This window comes from Anabaena sp. CA = ATCC 33047 (assembly GCF_963870205.1).
Lineage (GTDB): Bacteria > Cyanobacteriota > Cyanobacteriia > Cyanobacteriales > Nostocaceae > Trichormus.
The window spans coordinates 15,000-33,784 of sequence record NZ_CAWMSA010000077.1; the positions used below are offsets into that span (position 1 = coordinate 15,000).

Consider the following 18,785-nt stretch of genomic DNA (forward strand, 5'->3'; position numbering starts at 1 on the left):
CTCCACTACTTATATTAAGAGTGGAGTAATCAAGTATTGATTTTGGTATTCTATTGATGGCAGCAACACGCAACTGCTGATGGGAATTAGAGAAAAGTTATTTAAACGCCTACTTTCTGCTTTGACCAAACACCGTTTTCGTCTTCGTCAAATTTTTGATGTACAGCTTGCCAAGCGGCTTGTTCCGAGGTAAACTCATCACTGGTGTCATTCAAGACGGCGTTATAACGTTCAATGAATGTGTGTTGAGCCTCTGGTGAAAGGTGAGAACGCACTTCAGGAGATAAATCTTCTGGACTATTGCAAGGCCCAGCACAAGGATGCACCAAGGTATTATCGATGGTGTTAATCTCGTCACCACCAGAACTTTCCAGCAATAATTGAAATTCGCCAGCGCGCTTACTGGGTACTTCTACCATCAGTAAAAACTCGCCTGCTTGTAAGCGGGTTTGGTAGACTGCGGCTTTATCTTCTGGCATTCCTAGAGTAGTTAAAACTGAGACTAAACCAGCACCAGCACTACCTGCGATCGCACCACTAGCAGCACCCAGCAGCAGCGCACTAATGGGGCCTGCGGCTACAATCGGGCCAACGAAAGGAATGAACAGTACACCGACACCTGTCAGCAAGCTGAGAAAAGAACCAAATAAGGAACCAAAAATTGCCCCTGTTCTCAAACCTCCCAGAATGACATCTCTTTTGGTGATAAAGCCTGAAATTCGAGTTTCTGACTGGAAGTTCCTACCCATGACCGAAATATGATCTCTGGGTACACCTCTGTCTAATAAACGTCGAATCACATCATCAACTTGTTTTTGTTCTTTAAACAAACTAGAGATAGTACGCTCTGCTTGATAAACTTCTGGCACTTGAATACTCCTCAGTTTGGGGTTTTTATCAAAAATTCATCATGTTCCCAGAGATACGGAGGATATTTAACCGTATCCCCCATCTCTGTTTCTCAGCTTCTAGTCATACTTTGGCGGCAACTACACGCCTACAGGAGTTCTAGTTTCTGATGTTGGTTGTATACCATCTGGCTGTAAGGCTTGTCCTTCAATGAATGAACGCAGCATCCAAGCCATCTCTTCATGTTCTTCCATGAGTTCGGTGAGAAAGTCAGATGTTCCTTGATCATGGAACTCTTCCGCGCTTTGATCTACGTGTTGTCTCAAGTTACGAATAATCTGCTCATGATCTTCCACGAGTCGAGCTACCATATCTGTAGCGTTGGGGACATCGCCTGAGTGTTCTTTGAGAGTAGCAATCTTCAGAAATCCTGCCATTGTTCCTACAGGATAACCACCTAAAGCACGAATTCGTTCAGCTAACTCATCAATATTCTCTGTCAGTTCCTCGTAGTGTTCTTCCCATAGTTCATGCAAACTGCGGAACTGAGGCCCAACAACATCCCAATGGTATTTTTTGGTTTTCACTAACAAAAGATAAGAATCTGCTAAATCTTGATTCAACAGATTAATTACACCTTGACGTTGTTCGTTTGTTAAACCAATGTTTATTGTCCGCATTGCTGTTTATTCCTAGTCAAGTTCATTTACTAATTTCACAAAAAATAGCTTTTCTCTGCATCAACCAGAGGAAAGATTATCAAACCTTAAGTAACTACAACTTAAGGATAGGTTTATCTGTGACAAGTAACAAATATAGTTGGTAAAATCCCAAAACTGAAAAAGTAAAATTAGTTAGGGACTTTCAGAGCAGAAAATATCCAAAATGTCGGGTGCGTCAGTACGAGAATCCCCAGCTATCCCAAGAAAATATTGTCATATCTTGCACCTTTCTCAATAAGCGTCAGGTGGGCATTGCTAATGAGGTAAAACTAAGGCTTTCAGCAAGTTGCAAGCAATGCCCACCCTACAAAAATTATCATCAAGGAACAGGTGCAATATGTGTGTATTCATACTGACACACCCTACTAACAGTCGATTTGAATAATTTATTTTTTGGTGTTACCTTATCTTTATGATGAAGAACTAAGACATCTACTTTCATTCAAGATTATCGTGGTAGTCACAAATTTAATTTATTTGTGACTGTTCTATCTCGGCTTATTGATTACCGGTTACTTTTTCCAAGAAATTTCTGACTTCATCTTCTACGCTAGTTGCAGCTTGAGAATTTTCAGGACGCTTCATTTTCTCAATATCAGCAGCACCTTGAACTTCATTGAGTCCTTCATTAGACTTTTTCTGAACTTCCTTCAATGAGGGTGGTGCAGACCTACTAACTTCGTCAGTTTTGCGTTGCGTCTCTAAAAGTTGTGTAGTGGCTTCAGTCGGTTCACTTTGGTAGCTTTCAATGGCAAAAGCTGGAACGATACTAGATATGAATATTAGCGCACAACTCAAAGCTACAATCACAAACTTGACTGGACTTAGCATAGATAAAACACTGTTAACAATCTTCATTTACAATCCTCCAAACATTCATAACTCAATCTTTTGGCAACTGACAAACTATTGCTTATGTGTTGTTCGATTAAGTTATAAATTAATTGACCTAATAAAGAAAATCTTCTGTGATTATCCTATATACTGAAGATAGGTAAATCATGCAGTTGGTTTAGCCAATATTTTCTTTATCACAGCCTGATACATTGACTATTTTAAACGGTAAATCCTAGAATTATGTATCGACCGAAAGAATGAATTAATATATTTTTTTTGATAATAAAATCATTCGTTAGGTAGAGCAAAAAAATAAAATTTGAAATAGATGATAATTCGCTAAATAAAAAAAATAAATATTAACTATCTAATAATTATGTAATGAATTCTCTTTTAAGTAAGAATACGCAAATAGATAACTTGATAATAAGCAAGTAATACCAAGCAATAAAACAGCAAAACTGAGGTTATGGTCGTGGTATTTTTCAGGGAAATTCGCGATCGCTGCCCAGGCTGTTCCGCAAATGCGCTGATGACTTCATGAGCCAACTTCATAAATTCCGCATAATTACGGTTACTTTAATTTGTGCTTTTGAGCAAAATTGCCACTATCCAGTTCATGAGGGTGCATTGATGATTAACCCTGTAACTAACGTGATTAGATGCAATCTGGAAAAGGCGAAAGAAGTAGCTATGAAGTGGGAAAAAGCTTCAGGTAATGAACTCAGTGCTTATTGTTTGGAAATTTTAAAGGAAATCGGATGTACTGATACCCAACTGCCAAACAATCTACAAACACGTGAACAACAATTAAATTTCATCACAGGTTTTGCATCTTTTGCTTTTGGGGAGGTTCAAAATGTTCAAAGCTGTAATTGAAGATATCTTTTATGATCCCGAATGGTCAGAAGATGCGACTTTACCAGCAACAGATAATGATTTGTTAATTTTGACACAACAGCTTTTAAATCAAGAAGTTCCCACCAATGTTTTTTTTCAAGCTATAGCTATTGCTGCTTATGATGGTGCATCCGCTTTCCGGTACGCTAATAACTATTTAGCTAAGGTTAAACAGAAGAACAAGCGGAAAAATTTGCTGCTATTCCGCAAGAATTGGCGGAAGTTTGAGCAAAATTAATTACTGGATATCTTAGCGAAAAATTCTTAATTTTTGAGCGTCGGTTTTTTATATCAGGGTGAATCAAGTCTTTTTCAACATTCAAAATTCAAAATTCCAGCTATATTCAGGTAAGTTAAGTATATTTTTTGGTTTCGCACACAGCACAAATAAAACCCGCTTTTTTAGCCCTAATCAAAGCGCAATAGTCTGTTTTCAACAGGGGGAGACGTATTGATTTAAATTTCTTTGCGTCCCCCCTGATAGGCGTTAGCTTGATTAACCATTAGCGGGAAACTCTGACACATGATTCTCCCGCAGAGGCAGGATCAGCAAAAACCGCTAAAGTATGATATTCTGGCGCGTTATCTCCATAGAGAACTCGAAAGGTGTAAAGCTTAGGTTGACCTTGGGCATCAGTAATTACAGTTAAAAGTGTATTGTTAGTCTTAGGTAAACCGGGGATGTTGAGTTTGGGAATGCGTCGCAGTTGCATGACATTGGCTGCTGAGTTTTGACAATCGCCTGTAACACCGCTTTCTTGACCAAACTGCATACACATGGGGCCATCAAAGTCTATTGTTACCTGTGATGGGTCATTGAGCCAGACTTTCCTGATGGTTTCACCTGTGGGAATAAAGCTTAAGTTTGTCCCTTGCTGATACCAGACTTTGATAGTAGGTATGACTCCCCCTAAACCCTGAGCCTGACAGGAAAAAATTGAACGGAGAACAGCATTATTAGCTGTAGCACGTTCTGCCAGGAATAAGATTGCAGCCGTAAAAATTAGCAGGAATACATTAGATAAATAATGACGCTGCCGGGGGGTTGTAGGGAGGGAAAAATAAGTTTTAATTGTCATTGGGGATGGCTTTCAAAACTGTACGGATTGATTGACAAATATTTCTACTTCAGTCCCGGCTGGTAAGATCCAAATGTTGGTTTGTTGCATCATTTGGGCGATCGCCTGTTGATTGCGCTGGGCAATTTGGGGAATCACAGAGTTTAAACCCCCTTCCAGCACCCCAGCTGCAATATCGCGCCCAGCACTACTATTGCTGACTACGGTACTACCACCGTTGACGGTGACTTGTGAATCGACACGATTATATAACTCTGCGGCTTTGGCAATTCCACCTAACAGAAATAGTCCCGCATCCATCCCAGCTATTGATGAGTTACGATTGGGGTATTGCTGGGCTAATAAAGGTCTACCTTGAGAAGCACGGATGAGTAGGGCATTTTCAGGTATATCTGTTTCTAAGAGATTACCGTTATTTTGCCAGATAACTTTAACTAATTTTAGTTGTACTAATCCCTGTTCAGAAATTCCACTGACTTGGGTTAGTAACTCGGTTTTTGCAGGTAAAGCGATCGCACCATCTACACTTTTTAAAGGTTCCCGCAACTGCACAACAAATAAGTTGGGATCATTGTCATCACCACTATTACCTCTGTTTCTCTGAGTTTCCCCAAACACAGCCGTAGCTAACACCGCCTTGGCAATTGTTCCTGGTTTCAGTGTTTTCGGACTGTGATTTGATGCTTGACTAATAACCACAGGTGCGCTGTTACCTTGGCTACTCCGGGGATTTGGGCGTGGTGGTGACATTTCGGTATTATCTACCGACTCAGGGGCAGCGACAGTTCTTATCGGTGCAGAGGAAATATTCACCTGCCCGTAGCTACCCAATTTAGCTAACCTTGACCATTCCTGGAAAGGGTCGGGTGCAGCAGGTGTGGGTGTAGAATTTGATTGTGCTGGCGGTGGTGGTGCTAACTGGGGAGGTAAGGCAGGTACTACGGGAACAGGTTGTTGGCGGTAGGGATTGCTGACAACTCGCTCGACTATCACAGTCCGTGTTTCGGGCTTGCTGGTTTTGGCAGTTTGTAACCGGTTGCGATCATTATTAGAATTATTCTGTGTAGTGGGGGTAAATGTGGGACGCACAGAGGGGGTAGTGACATTCCTGAGATTTTGTTGTGCGACTTTTACCGCCTGGGCTTGTTCAGCCAAAGCTAATTTAGTTTTGAGAGTTTCTACTTCTTGCTGTAGGGTGGCTTCTGGCGATAAATTGGCGGTTGGTGATGCCGTTGGTGATGCAATTATATTACGGGGCTTGGGCTTTTGATTGTTGATGCTCATCATCTGTGATAAAAAAGCACCCGCCACCACAACTATAGTGAAAGTCCCAGTAGCCACTAAGGCTAATTTGGCAAACGGGTTAGTGGCGAGGGGTTGCTCAGTTTGCACAGATGACACAGATGGATCGGCGATCGCCTGCTCATCTTGTGATGTATTATCAACAGTAGGAAATGTTTCAGCCAAACCCACTAATCTTGCTATCTGTGATTCCCAATCAGCAGCATCTACTTCTGTTTGGTCATCATCAGTAGTTAAACTAGCAAGTTGTTTAGGTGGAAATTCGGAATTCCCTGAGTATGGATTCATGGCGTATTACTTAATTTAAATTGCTAGAACATTTATCATCTTGCAGTTCGCAGATATTATAAATTTCTAATTTCGCTTCACCTAAACGGTAAGCTGCTAATTGCCAAGGTAGCGGCGAAGTTGGTAACACAGTTTTTTGCTCATCTATAGTTCTCACTAAAATTTGTTTATTAAACGGAATTGCCCGACCTAAATTGTCAGAACCATTAAAAATTAATTGATTAGCAAGCATTTCTACTTTCCACTCACCATCACCAATAGCAATAGGTTGAGAAATTTTTTGTATTACCAATATATGTTCATCATTGCGATTAATATTAGCAATCCGACCCGCAGAATTTAAGTTATTTATCTGTGATAAAAATTTTGATTGTAGATTATTGGCTAATAGTTGTGAGCTACTTTCCCAAATCGTTGCCGGGGGCTGTTTTGGCGACCAAGTTAACAGCAGAGTCATAGTTTCACCCACAAACCGACGTACAGTTTCCGGGTATCTTTCCATACTTGACTTAGGGTCTACCGTAATTGCACGACCATCAACCAATTGTACTAAACTACGTGGTGTGAGTCGCTCATTTAACATCTGTAACATCGACCCGTGAAACAAAAGCAACAGCAAACTCAACAAGTGTAACCCAAATGTGCCTACAGCAAATAAAGGAAGAATACTACTCTTTTTGGGTTCTGATTTAACTAATTGCATAAAAGCTGTGAATAAATTCAAAATTCAAACTACCCTAAAGGTAGGTTTACGCCTCCGTACTCTTTTCCTCAACTTCCTTACAGGTACGGAGAAGCAAGCTACGCATTAGCAAGACTGCGCCTACAATATTAAAAATTATACAACTCCTATTCACTGAGTTAGCCGGACTTCATCAAAAATTAAGCCTCAACGAAGCCCAGGTTTTCCCAGGTTTTTGGGTTATATACAAGTTATGCTAAAAAAGCATGATACCCTATTTTATCCGTGATTGGTTGATTCATTGTTGTTACTGTAACTCAATAGACTAAGAAACGCTATATATCAAACAACTTAACCGTAGCTTTCAATAAAATAGCGGAAATTTCCCAATATAAATGATGATGCCTCTGCGTTAACTGCTTGTTTATCTACTAAAATTACCTGCACATGGATTGGATTGATTAATATCCACATTGCTATAATCATCTATCAAACATAAATTACGAATTTCATAAATTTCTAACTTTTCTGCACGACTACTATAAATTGCTTTTTGTAAATCGGTGCTAATTTCAGGTAATGGATAAGGAAAATAATCTACTGCTCTTACAAGTACATCTTTATTAAAAGGAGTAATTAACTTTTTACCATCAAATTTTCTGGTTTGTACCAAGTCTGCCACCATCCCCACCCGCCACTTACCCGGAGAAATTTGGATAGGGGGATAAACGCGCTTAATAGTTAATTGTGCGGACATCGCTTGGTTAGTATTACTCGCAAAGATTTCTGGTGGAGTCATGTCAGCCAGCACACTTAAAAAACCTTTGCGAAAATCTTCGGAAATGGCGAAACTGGCAACCCATGTGCTAGTAGTTACTTTTTTACTGCCACCTGTGAGTGTTATTACTAATATTCCTGGGTCGGGTTTGGCTTTGGCGACTTCCTCAATAGTTTGTGGTGGGAGAGTGCCAGACCAATTAAATATCGATATCATAGTCTGACTGACAAATTGCCGAATTGCTTGCGAGTCTCTGGCTAATGTGTCAGTATTACCGATGGGTTGACCATCAATTGTTTGTATAAAGTGAGACGGTTTTCTCTGGCTCAATTGGCGAATATTCAACCCTTGAGACAGAAAGATAAATAATACAAGTAAATGTAAACTAAAAGTGGCGATCGCAAAGATTGTTAAAATACTGATTCTTTGTTTTTTTTTCTTCGTTAACAAATTAACCATTACTACTTTACCTACTAATTTGTCACCAACTACCGCCACATTTCTTATATTCTGTTACTCACCGAATTAGCCGTATTGCTAATAGCATTAAACACTGCGAAACCTCCAGCACCAGCCACAATCAAAGATAACAATGGAGCCAAAATCCCTAGAAAAATGATAAACCACATTAAATCAGGATTAGCATTAGGGTCTTGTCCAGGGCCATTTACTATCACGGCGGCTGTTAAAACCGCAATAATATTAAACGAAATCTTAGCAATTCCCGCCGATAAAAACCCGGTTAACCAAGCAAAAATCGGCTTACCAGCTACAGGTAACAAAGAACCACCCACCGCCAACGGCCCTAAAGCTGCGATGAGTAACATAGTAGCTTCGATCAAATTCTGAAAAGCATATTGCAAAGAAATTAAAAAATTTTTAATAGTAGTTTGAACAGTATTACCTAACAAAGCATTAAACTCAGTTTCCGAAACAATTACCGTACTAAATCTAATTTGATTAACTTGATTTTCTAGTCTATCTATCCAAACTTGATTACCATATAAATTTCTATATTCACGCCAAAGATTATCAATTCTTTCACTGGCTTTAGTCAAACATTGGCTTTGTTGTTCACCAGTCAGTGCTTGACACGGACGCAACAAAGACCCAGCCACTTCTTCCGCCACACTCATATTTATTGCTTGTTGATACACCTGATTAGCGTTGGCTGTAGTAATCACTTGCTGATTCACAGTATTAATCACATTTCTCACTCCCAATGTCAAAGTAGAAAGGATACTCCCATTACCAGTATTACTTAATAAAACAACTACAATAAAAGGCCAAATCAAAGCCGATATTGGGCGAGAATATTCACTGTATATCAAATCTTTCAACCACTGGAGCATGAAAAAAAGTAAAGTGCCAACCGCAAAAAAAACACCCAAATTAGTTAATGCTCCATACAAATTATTATTAGTATTATTCTGCAATAAATCCAGCCATTGATTATCCCAACTTTCCGCCAGACGGCGTGCAGTAGTTGCACCACTATTAAAAGTATCAGTAATGCCAATATCAGCTAGAATTTTTGGATAGAGCCACATTGTAATTCACAACCTAGCTAGGTAAATAAACATCAAGCTTTTGATATCATATTTTACACCAGAAATCAGAAAAAGTTCGTAGTAAGGACTTTAGTCCTGATTGTCTCAAAACTAAAGTCCTTATACCGTTTCTTGATATAGCTTGCGTGGCGTAGCCATAGATGCGCTTTATTCTGCACGCTAGAGACTAGCCATGCTGAGTCTCTACATCATTTATTGGGTGCAACTACAAACAAAAAGCGTATTGGCGAATATGACAATTAATTATTGATATCTCTACCAAATAAATCTATTTGCGAAGTAGTGCGTAACAGTCTCGCCGCTTCTGCCGATGTATCCACACGCCGCGCCCTGTTGGCTACTTCCATCTGCTGAGAAATATTGGCTAAATTTAAATTTGTATATTGAATAAACTGATTTGTTTGCAGAGATTGAGCGAAGGTTTCAGCCATAATTTTTGACTGCTCACTTTGAACTTTTAGCTGTAAATTAGATTGTTCTTTTACTGCATTTATCTCTGTGTGTTTAGCTGCATCTGTTATGGTATTAAGAATTTGGTCAAAAATGCTATTAGAATCATTGGCGATTTTTGTAATATTATTGATTGTTGCCTGAGTATTTTCTAATTTATTTCTCATTCTTGTTTGCCCATCTCTACCCAAAACACCCTCTACTGCCGAATGGGTGATGACGCGATTGATTTCATTGCTAACTGCATCAGAATGCACAGCCTGATTATTTTCAAATTTATCAGGGATAGTATTAAAAAATAAAATATTTTGGCGAGCTTGTTTTCCGGCTTCTACGGGGTTAGGTAGATTTAATTCACCACGAGAAATACTCAGCGCATTTTGGGCATTGATATCTAAACTATCGCGTAGATTGTTTCTGAGATAGTTTTGTAAATCTGTTGAGTAATATTGAAAGTCAGTCCAAACTCTCCCTAATTGTGCCATTGCTGGCAAAACTAATAAAGTTGAAACAGCTAAAGTCAATAAAATAGTTTTTTTCATATATTTATCCCCAGATTGACACACTCCTGATTTTGGGAATTGTAAAAACTAACTACTGCGTAGTGTAGCTACTAACTGACGAGCAAACATAGAAATTGCTTCATATTTATTGCTGTAAAGCTGCATCATCTGTTGCCGGGCAGTTTGCTCATGGGGGTTGTTAGCGACTATTGCCAATTGTTCGTAACCTGGATAGTAACGGCAGAAGGTAGGAACACTGTTATCATCTAGAAGCCATTGACTATAAACTCCTTCTTTGCGGGGGAAAAAGCTTTCTGTGGCGTTGCGGGCAATAATTTCGCGGGGATATTTTAAGATGTTGACAAAACTATCTACTGCGACTGGTTGAATACGTCCAATTAACCGGGTGGTGAGGTTTTGTAAAATCTTGGATGCAGCTTTAGATTTGGCGATGGTATCGGGGTCTTGGGCTGATAAAATGACTCTAATCCCGGCTTTAGCACCGTTAGCGCATATTCTGCCCACTAAATCGGAAATTTGGTCAAATTCAAATAAAATTGGGGCTTCATCTATAAAAAAGATAGAAGCGGGACTACTTAAAGCGCGACGCAATGCCGCCGAATAAGCACTTAAGGATAGCACGGCTGCATCTTCGTTATCTGAAAGGTTTCGCAGTGCAAACACCAATAGTTGAGCATCTGTAGGAAAACTCGATGGTGCAGAGATGGCTTGCCCTACACGGCTTGATAGCCAAAACCGTAAACGTAGGTGAATTTGACTAAGTGCATCTTCAACTCTGTCGCTGACAGAATCTAGACGCAGATTTTCTAGAGAGCAAAAATGGAGAAAGTCTTTTAAGGTGGGGGTTTTTTCCCAAGCTGTACTACCGAATCCTCCTGCTATTGCCATTTGATACCGTTGTTTAATCCCTGCGTCGTTAAAGAAGGCACTTAAAGCCAAGTTGAGCAGAGAACGGACGGTTTGCGCTAGTAGTGGATTATCGTTGGATGAGCCTAAGACCATTGTCATCAAAGCTGATTCCAGAAAGGCGATATAATCGAGGAAGCGATCGCGCCGTTGTTCTGGAGGTAGCGATCGCAAATCCGGCTGTTCAAATAAATTATTTGATTGTTTAGAAATATCAAAATAAGCTCCGTTCCCCTCCATAAACTGGGCGTAATCAGTAAAGGTAGATGTACCATCCGGTTTGGGAAAGTCTAAGGCTACTACAGGTAAGCCATGCGCCAAAGCTTGGGTTAAAATTCCTGATACCAATACTGATTTACCTGCACGAGTGGTAGCGAATAATGCTAAATTTTTATGTTGATTAAATAAGTCTAGATGTATCGGTGTCCCACCTTCTTCCGCAATTAATTCAAAGCCATATTTATCACCGGCTTTAGTTTGCATCAAAGGCATTAAACCCGGTACTTCACTGGTTAAATATAACTGACGACGGTTAAAAGGTTTAGTTAATAATCCTTCCCAAACTATCGGTAAAGACTGTAACCAAATTTTCCAAGCATATTCAGTTTCTCTGACTACCTGCGCCGGGCGTTGAAAACAATTTTCAATATATCTTGTCGCCTCATCTAATTTCTCCACTGTCGGACGATGTACAAAAATGGCTAACCCTGTATAGATAGGAATAGCACCCTCATACAATTGTTCTTGAGCCGCAATCGATTTTTTTAATTTTAATTGCGCGTTAACATCAATAGTTTTATTTTTTTCTTGCGCCATGAGTGCTGTAATATTCGACTGCTTCAACACTCGTTGCAAGGTAGTTTTTACCAAAGCGGGATTTGCGGCTGATAATTGACAAACAATTTCTGTATCTACTACTGTCTCTCTAGCTAGTAGTTCCCATAAATACCGCAGTTGAGCAAATTTATGAGGCCAACCACCGGGTTTTTCCAGAAAAGTCAGCGCACCAATATATTTATTATTAACATGAATCCAACGCCGATCTGCACAAGGTACGCCAGATGCCATCAGCATAGTTGTACTGTGGAGATTTTCCATTAGCAGTTGGGTACTAGATAACTCGGAATAGACTTGTTCTTGTAATCCGTTTTCATCTAGATTCACTAATTGAGGAATGGCTATTGCTGGTGTATCGTTAAACCTCCTCCAGACGTTTTCCCACAGTTCTTCAGTAGTCAGAGGTTTAATATCCAAACCCATTTTGTTAGATAAAAGCTGCTCCCAACGGCAAAATCCTTGTTGGTAAGCTTTAATCATCATGCTTTCAATGCGCTGATTTTCAATCTCTGCAATCTCACCCTGAAAATTTAACCACCAGCCTTCAGCTTTCGCTAAGAGTTTTTCTACCCAATCATTGGCATGGGTGGCACTGGTATCAATAGTATATGTCACATAAATTCTTAAAAATTTCGGCTTGCGAATGCCGGCATTTGTCAATTCTTGTAATCTGGCTCTTTCTGCCATTAATAAATACTTGATATCCCGTGATGGGGCGCGTTTAATCAAATCTGCGAGTTCAGTTTGTCTCTGTTGATCAGAACTAAAAGAACCCAGATGTAATGTCATTCTTTCCCCATCGGGAATATCTTTCAATCCCGATTCAATATTATTAAATATTGGCTCTATTTGTTCCTGGCTTAAAGTAGTATGAATGCCGCTACACTCAAAACCAAAAACAAAGCAGAATTTATCTTTTTGAGTTCCTTGGGTTAAAATATAAGCACCAATATTACGCCCATCTAAGGCGATACGTAGCATTGTTGCTAGGTGTAAAGCATCTTCAAATGGTGTTAATCTACTTTCTTTTCCTGCGATAGCGACGCTTTGTTTTCCGATTTTTTGCTTCATGGTTCACTTCCAGTAAGCTGTGATAACGAGGAAAGCCTCTTGTCCACCTGGGAACTCCAATAAATTTACTTAAAAAACGCCAACTCCTACCACCAGTTAATATCCACCAAGTTCCCATTCCCCAACCAGCAATTAATGCAGTCCATAGCCATTTTTGAAAGTCATCTGGAAATAAACCCCCAAAAATTCCATGAATAATAAAGTATGCTCCTAAAATAATGACTGTCCAAGGAAATATTTGGTCGGCCGGAATTGGCCCTAATGATGGTTGAGAGCCTAAGATTTGATTAACTGGACGAAAATCTTGCTGTTGTTTATCAGACATAAATAATCGGGGAATTTAGCTGCATCTAATTACTACTACCAATTACAAAGCCTGTAAGAACATCTGCAATGGTAACAGCAACAACTACTAATAAAGGAGTTCTGGCGACACTTTGCCAATCCTCATCTTTACGTACTGCATTAATTACACCAATTAAAGACACAGCAATATAAAGTAGGTAAATTGCGCGTAATACATTGAAGATTAAACTAACAGCCATTTGGCTATTAGTGCCATTGGTAGAACCCTGATTAAATGTGGTATTGAAAAATTTCTCAGCCCTACCAAAAAATTGCGCCTGTGCTGGAGCAGCAAAATAATCCAAGCAAAATAAACTTAAAGTTATTGCTACTGCTAACATCTTCAAGATGACTCGCATTTTTTTTGGTAAGCGCACCTGTTGCTCAATTTTTTGAACTACTATAGCAATTAAACTACCAATTAGCAAACAAAACAACAAAATTGGACTTTTTAAACTGATGACGCTTAAAAATACGGCACAAGCTAACAAAAAAGGGACTGATTCAACTAATCTAATGCGCCAGATTTCTAATAAATTTCGCCAAAATTTTGATAATTTTAGGGATTTTTCAGTACATTTAACTAGGTAAACATTTAAACCATGACGCAGCTTTTTCGTATAAATACTCTGTCTAGGCATTGACTAATTTCCCTGATAATTCTTACCAATGTAAGTGTATGCCATTTATTTTGGAAATGGTGAGAATTTAATACGAGATTATCCTCGTTATTTGAATAAATATAGGTTGGAATTTCAACTATCTATCAATACCATAGGATGGTCAAAGTCTAGTTAATCAATTGAGAACTCGATTTAAAATCTACCTGGGTAAAGCTAAAACTTCAGGCAGAAGCATTCAGACAAAACTCATTGGCTATTGTTAGCCACTGATGGCTTTTGTCTTCCATCAAAATTGTTTTAATTAATTTTTGCTTCCTGGCTTAATTAAAAAAACTCTAGAAAAATTTTTAAGTAAAATCTTGTAATTAAACTGTAACTTTAATCACAAAATACAGATTGTTTGATTTTACGATTATGTCAATAAAGTTTCCGCAGACTAGATACCAGCCAGCAGAATGAGTTGATGGATTTAGTGGGTGATAGTGACAGACAAATTATGCCACAGTATGTTGAATTTTATTTGTAACAATATACAACAACTGAGTGCGATCGCACGGCATTGATCAAGAAGATATATCCTTTCTTCAGAGAAATATTCAACTCCCTTCTCTACGAGAGGCTGCGCCAACGGGAGAGGGAACTCTTAACGAGCAACTCTTAACAGTTCGTCCGTTCGTTCCCTCTCCCCACCCTTGGGTAAGACAGCCCCCCACCTTATTTAGTCCCTGTTCCCTGTTCCCTGTTCCCTGTAACTGTTGCCAGTTGCATAAGTTCTGACTGATTCATACCCCTAAACCATGCTTATGGCACAATGAGACAGATAACAACAGTATATTTACCAAAAAACTAGGATGAAATACCTTGAGGGGAAAGTGGCATTAGTCACAGGTGCAACACGGGGTATAGGTAAGGGAATAGCCATTGGACTAGGTGAAGCGGGGGCGACAGTATACATTACAGGGCGTAGGTTAGACAGCAACTCCGCTAGCGGTGAAGATATTGGCGGTAGTTTGAGTGAGACAAAATCAGCTGTAGAACAAGCTGGGGGTGTATGTATTCCCGTCCAGGTAGATCATAGCGACGATGAGCAGGTAAAATTACTGTTTGAGCGTATCCAAGATGAGCAACATGGACAACTCGATTTATTAGTCAACAATGTTTATGCAGGAGTTCAAGCATTAAAGGATGCTCAGGGAAAACCTTTCTGGGAAAGAGAACCAAGTCTATGGGATGCTTGTAATAATGTGGGTTTGCGTAGCCATTATGTAGCCAGTATCTTTGCTGCGAGGATGATGAGCCAGCAACAACGGGGATTGATTTGTAATATATCCTCTTGGGGTGGCTTGTCCTATATATTTGGTGCAGCTTATGGTGCTGGTAAAGCAGGGTGCGATCGCCTAACTGCTGACATGGCTGTAGAGCTAAAACCCTATAATATTACTGCGGTTTCCCTCTGGCCGGGAATAGTTGGCACAGAACACATATCCCGTCTCGCCACAGAAATGGAACAGCAAAACATTAATAATCCCAACACTTCCGTCATCAGTGAACGATATAACTGGGAAACACCCCTATTAACAGGACGAGTCATCGCCAAATTAGCTTCAGAACCCGATGTTATTCGCCGCACAGGACGAGTACAGATTGTAGCTGAGTTAGCTAAACAATACCAACTGGTAGACCAAGATGGTAATTTACCTGTATCACTACGTTCTCTCAAGTTTCTCATCCCTTCTGCCCTACCTGCAATGAGAAAATATTCCTGGCTCATTCCTGACGTTAAAGTACCTTGGTCATTGTTACTACTGAGTACCCTAAAATCACCGCAGATTTAAGCGGATAAGTGGCGCAATTAGACATAGATATAATTTTCAGTTCGTAATCAGGACTTTAGTCCTGATTTTTGTCGCCTAGCGTCTCCAACAGAGGACTAAAGTCCTCACTACCAACAAAACTAACTCTTTTATTTTGAATTGACATGACGCAATTATCCCAAGCAGTTGTTTTGATTACTGGTGCATCTGGTGGATTTGGACAGCAACTAACCCGACAATTACTAGAGGCTGGTAGCCGACTGATTTTAACAGATATAGATGAAACCCTATTGCGTCAAAGAGTGGCAGCAATTCAACAGGAAGTCAAAACAGGTGAGGTACTAGCTTATTTAACCGTTGATCTGGCTAACCGTGAAGGATGTGAAAGCCTGTATCATCAAGTCAAAGCCCTAGATATCCCCATCGATATTTTAATTAACAATGCCGGAATTGCCTTATTCGGTCGCATGGATGAAATTCCCACCGAGAAATGGGAACGACTCATACAAATCAATCTCCTCTCCCCAATGCGCTTAAGTTCCTTATTTGTTGCTGATATGATTACTCGCCGCCAAGGACACATCGTCAATATTTCTTCCTTGGCTGGTTGGATAGCAACAGCTGGCTTAGGACATTATTCAACCAGCAAGTTTGGATTGCGTGGCTTTAGTGAAGGACTGTTCCAAGAAGTCAAAGACTACAATGTAAAAGTTACAGTTGTTTATCCCTTTTTTAGCCGTACCCCCATTCTGGAAGTAGAAAGATATGGCACTTTAGCGCAAGAATTTCAGGGACTTCCAGAAAATTTAGTTACAGATCCTGCCGATGTCATGCGTGCCACGATACAAGGAATTATCAACAATCAACTCCATGTATTTCCAGATAGAACAGCTAAAACCGCCCATCTACTCAAACGCTATTTTCCCCAGTTACTAGACTGGATTAATGCTGGATTCGGTAGGAGGTTAAAAAATGGTGACAGTAAGTAGCACCAGTACAACTCAAAATATGATCGATACCACTGATAAACATCTGATTATCGGTGCAGGATTTGTGGGATTGGGTATGGCTCAAGCACTCAAGGCTGCTAATATTCCTTATGATCAGGTGGATGCAAGTGACGATATTGGCGGTAATTGGTATCACGGTGTTTATGAAACCGCACATATCATTTCATCACGCAAAATTACCCAATTTAGCCATTTTCCCATGCCAGAAAGTTATCCCGACTTTCCCAGTGCCAAAAATATGCGGGATTACTTAAACTCTTTCGCTGATCATTTTGATTTGCGCCAGCATATTGAACTTAATCATACAGTTAGTTATGTCCGCCCAGTAGAAAACAATCTTTGGGAAGTCACCTTCGCTGGTGGCGAACAACGCATCTACAAAGGTGTTTTAATTTGTAATGGTCATCACTGGTGCAAACGTTTTCCTCAGTTTCAGGGAGAATTTAACGGCGAAATAATCCATTCCAAAGATTACAAACACCCTAATCAACTGTATGGTAAACGAGTTTTGGTGATTGGTGGTGGTAACTCCGCTTGTGATGTTGCAGCTGAAGCGGCGCGTGTAGGTGCTAAGTCTGTTTTAAGTATGCGTGAATCAGTATGGTTCATTCCCAAGACATTTGCTGGCGTACCATTTGCTGATTTAATTAAATGGTGGATGCCGGAATGGTTACAGAGGCTACTAACTTATATAATTATCCGTTTGACCTTCGGCACACACAAAGATTATGGTCTACCAAAACCTCAACATCGAATCTTTGAGAAACACCCAACATTAAATAATGAAGTTCCTTACTATATCAAACATGGGCGTATCATTTTTAAGCCTGCTGTGAGTCGGTTAGACGGTTGGGAAGTAGAGTTTATTGATGGTAGTCGAGAAGCTTTTGACCTGATAGTTTGTGGAACTGGCTATTATGTGTCCTATCCCTTCCTACCTCCAGAACTTCAGCGCGTTGAAGGCCCAATAGTCAAATGTTATGGTGGTTGTTGTTTTGAGGACTACAAAGGACTGTATTTTATTGGTTGGGGACAAGCACGGGGTGGTGTTGGTTCGCTGATTTCTGCTTATGGTAAGTTTTTTACAAGTTATCTGAAATTACAGGATGAAATTAATGTGCCTATCGGTTTAGTGATGAAAAACCTAGGACAACAGCTACCCCAAACCCATCTTTCTGATCCACAGCAAATTTTTAGGCAGTTAAAATTGGCTAATTTTTTGTTGAAATACTTTGTCAAAAAAGCCCATCAGGTTGATAGTCAATATTCTCATTTTAGCAATAAACCATTGCCTTGTGAGTAGAGCGCAGGGGAGCAGGGGGAGCAGGGAAGGAGAGGAAGACAAAGAAGAAATTCTTTAAGAGTCAACAGTCAACAATGACTAATGGCAGACCTGTAAAATCTGGGTTATAAATGTATACAATACTTAATATATGATGGAGAGTAGATTAGCGATCGCCGTACTCCTACGGGGAAGCAAGCTACGTGTAGCATCTCGTAGAGAAGGCTTAAGCTTCGCTTATCGCTCTCATTTTCAGTTTAGACCACCAAATCGCATTACTACTGCATTGGCAACATCAAACCACAGTATCATAAGGTGTGTTTAGTATGAACTCAGTACCAGTAGTTAGGAAAGCTAGGCTTAACTCTGCTTTTAAGCGGCTGATGTCTATACACTGGCTCATGGCTGCTTGTTATCTAGTCTTATTTGTGACTGGTTCAGGTATGGCACGTCTAACTCGTGGAACTCCTTTCAGAAGTGAATTGTATGATTTTCACAAATCGATGGGGGCTTTAGTGGTAGCTTTGCTGACTTGGCGTATTTTAGTGTTGTTACAAGTGTGGTGGCGAAAATACACTAAACATTTACCCAAATTCACACCTGAATGGCAGCGTAAATTTTTCCTACATACTTTGCTGTATCTGTTTATGTTTGCAGTTCCCGTGAGTGGGTTCTTTTTTTCTAATTCATATCGCAGTAATAACGTTCGCTTGTTTGGTTTGACTTTACCTGATTTATTTCCACAAAATTCTGATTTGGTAGATTTAGGTAGAAGTATTCATTTTTGGATAGCGTATATCTTTTTAGTTTTTATCATTTTGCATACTCTACAACAGTGGAAAGTTGTGCGAGCTAACTGGCGACGGTTTCAATGTTTTGTGATGAATTGGAAGCAGAGTAAAAGTATTTAACCTA

At 39.7% G+C, this 18,785-nt stretch carries 19 protein-coding genes; 7 read left to right on the top strand and 12 right to left on the bottom strand.

Annotated elements, in window-relative coordinates:
- Positions 1-101: 101 nt before the first annotated feature.
- From AACS98_RS21890 to AACS98_RS21900, 3 genes are all read right to left on the bottom strand, one after another.
- Positions 102-869 (bottom strand): ChaB family protein, encoded by a 768-nt coding sequence (locus tag AACS98_RS21890; protein ID WP_066384053.1) that lies wholly within the window; start codon positions 867-869, stop codon positions 102-104.
- Between the two features lie 120 nt (positions 870-989).
- Complete coding sequence (locus AACS98_RS21895) at positions 990-1,529, bottom strand: Dps family protein (RefSeq protein ID WP_066384056.1); 540 nt, start codon at positions 1,527-1,529, stop codon at positions 990-992.
- A gap of 540 nt (positions 1,530-2,069) precedes the next feature.
- Entirely contained in the window at positions 2,070-2,429 is a 360-nt protein-coding gene (locus tag AACS98_RS21900) for a hypothetical protein (RefSeq protein ID WP_066384063.1), read from the bottom strand.
- 612 nt (positions 2,430-3,041) lie between these two features.
- Between AACS98_RS21900 and AACS98_RS21905 the strand changes: the two genes are divergently transcribed.
- The gene (locus AACS98_RS21905) at positions 3,042-3,287 is read left to right on the top strand and encodes a hypothetical protein (protein ID WP_066384119.1); all 246 of its coding nucleotides are present in this window, start codon (positions 3,042-3,044) and stop codon (positions 3,285-3,287) included.
- Positions 3,268-3,546, top strand: a complete 279-nt coding sequence (locus tag AACS98_RS21910) for a hypothetical protein (RefSeq protein ID WP_066384065.1) — start codon at positions 3,268-3,270, stop codon at positions 3,544-3,546. The genes AACS98_RS21905 and AACS98_RS21910 overlap by 20 nt, the downstream gene beginning before the upstream one ends.
- A gap of 265 nt (positions 3,547-3,811) precedes the next feature.
- Here AACS98_RS21910 and AACS98_RS21915 read toward each other — a convergent pair whose 3' ends face one another.
- The 9 genes from AACS98_RS21915 to AACS98_RS21955 form a co-directional block, all read right to left on the bottom strand.
- Positions 3,812-4,381: a hypothetical protein gene (locus tag AACS98_RS21915; protein ID WP_369816005.1), complete on the bottom strand. Its 570-nt coding sequence runs from the start codon at positions 4,379-4,381 to the stop codon at positions 3,812-3,814.
- Positions 4,382-4,399: 18 nt separating this feature from the next.
- Entirely contained in the window at positions 4,400-5,977 is a 1,578-nt protein-coding gene (locus AACS98_RS21920) for a TrbI/VirB10 family protein (protein ID WP_066384070.1), read from the bottom strand.
- A 10-nt stretch (positions 5,978-5,987) separates the two neighbouring features.
- Positions 5,988-6,680, bottom strand: a complete 693-nt coding sequence (locus AACS98_RS21925; RefSeq protein WP_066384071.1) for a hypothetical protein — start codon at positions 6,678-6,680, stop codon at positions 5,988-5,990.
- Between the two features lie 403 nt (positions 6,681-7,083).
- Positions 7,084-7,896 carry a hypothetical protein gene (locus AACS98_RS21930; RefSeq protein ID WP_066384121.1) on the bottom strand — a complete coding sequence of 271 codons (813 nt, stop codon included), beginning with the start codon at positions 7,894-7,896 and terminating at the stop codon, positions 7,084-7,086.
- Positions 7,897-7,940: 44 nt separating this feature from the next.
- Positions 7,941-8,987, bottom strand: coding sequence for a hypothetical protein (locus AACS98_RS21935; protein WP_066384073.1), 1,047 nt, complete (start codon positions 8,985-8,987; stop codon positions 7,941-7,943).
- 260 nt (positions 8,988-9,247) lie between these two features.
- Positions 9,248-10,000, bottom strand: a complete 753-nt coding sequence (locus AACS98_RS21940; RefSeq protein ID WP_066384075.1) for a hypothetical protein — start codon at positions 9,998-10,000, stop codon at positions 9,248-9,250.
- A gap of 48 nt (positions 10,001-10,048) precedes the next feature.
- Entirely contained in the window at positions 10,049-12,796 is a 2,748-nt protein-coding gene (locus AACS98_RS21945; RefSeq protein ID WP_066384078.1) for a hypothetical protein, read from the bottom strand.
- Entirely contained in the window at positions 12,744-13,121 is a 378-nt protein-coding gene (locus AACS98_RS21950; protein ID WP_066384079.1) for a hypothetical protein, read from the bottom strand. The genes AACS98_RS21945 and AACS98_RS21950 overlap by 53 nt, the downstream gene beginning before the upstream one ends.
- 25 nt (positions 13,122-13,146) lie before the next feature.
- On the bottom strand, positions 13,147-13,782 hold the full coding sequence (locus tag AACS98_RS21955) for a hypothetical protein (protein ID WP_066384080.1): 636 nt from the start codon (positions 13,780-13,782) through the stop codon (positions 13,147-13,149).
- A gap of 833 nt (positions 13,783-14,615) precedes the next feature.
- Between AACS98_RS21955 and AACS98_RS21960 the strand changes: the two genes are divergently transcribed.
- The 5 genes from AACS98_RS21960 to AACS98_RS21980 all read left to right on the top strand — a co-directional run bounded on the left by AACS98_RS21960 (position 14,616) and on the right by AACS98_RS21980 (position 18,781).
- Positions 14,616-15,599 carry an SDR family NAD(P)-dependent oxidoreductase gene (locus tag AACS98_RS21960; RefSeq protein WP_066384084.1) on the top strand — a complete coding sequence of 328 codons (984 nt, stop codon included), beginning with the start codon at positions 14,616-14,618 and terminating at the stop codon, positions 15,597-15,599.
- 143 nt (positions 15,600-15,742) lie between these two features.
- Positions 15,743-16,567 carry an SDR family NAD(P)-dependent oxidoreductase gene (locus tag AACS98_RS21965; RefSeq protein ID WP_066384086.1) on the top strand — a complete coding sequence of 275 codons (825 nt, stop codon included), beginning with the start codon at positions 15,743-15,745 and terminating at the stop codon, positions 16,565-16,567.
- Positions 16,551-17,891: a flavin-containing monooxygenase gene (locus tag AACS98_RS21970; RefSeq protein WP_232317196.1), complete on the top strand. Its 1,341-nt coding sequence runs from the start codon at positions 16,551-16,553 to the stop codon at positions 17,889-17,891. Before AACS98_RS21965 ends, AACS98_RS21970 begins: the two co-directional genes overlap by 17 nt.
- A gap of 130 nt (positions 17,892-18,021) precedes the next feature.
- On the top strand, positions 18,022-18,195 hold the full coding sequence (locus tag AACS98_RS21975; protein ID WP_157087547.1) for a hypothetical protein: 174 nt from the start codon (positions 18,022-18,024) through the stop codon (positions 18,193-18,195).
- A 1-nt stretch (position 18,196) separates the two neighbouring features.
- Positions 18,197-18,781, top strand: coding sequence for a cytochrome b (locus tag AACS98_RS21980; RefSeq protein WP_066384089.1), 585 nt, complete (start codon positions 18,197-18,199; stop codon positions 18,779-18,781).
- Positions 18,782-18,785 lie beyond the last annotated feature (4 nt).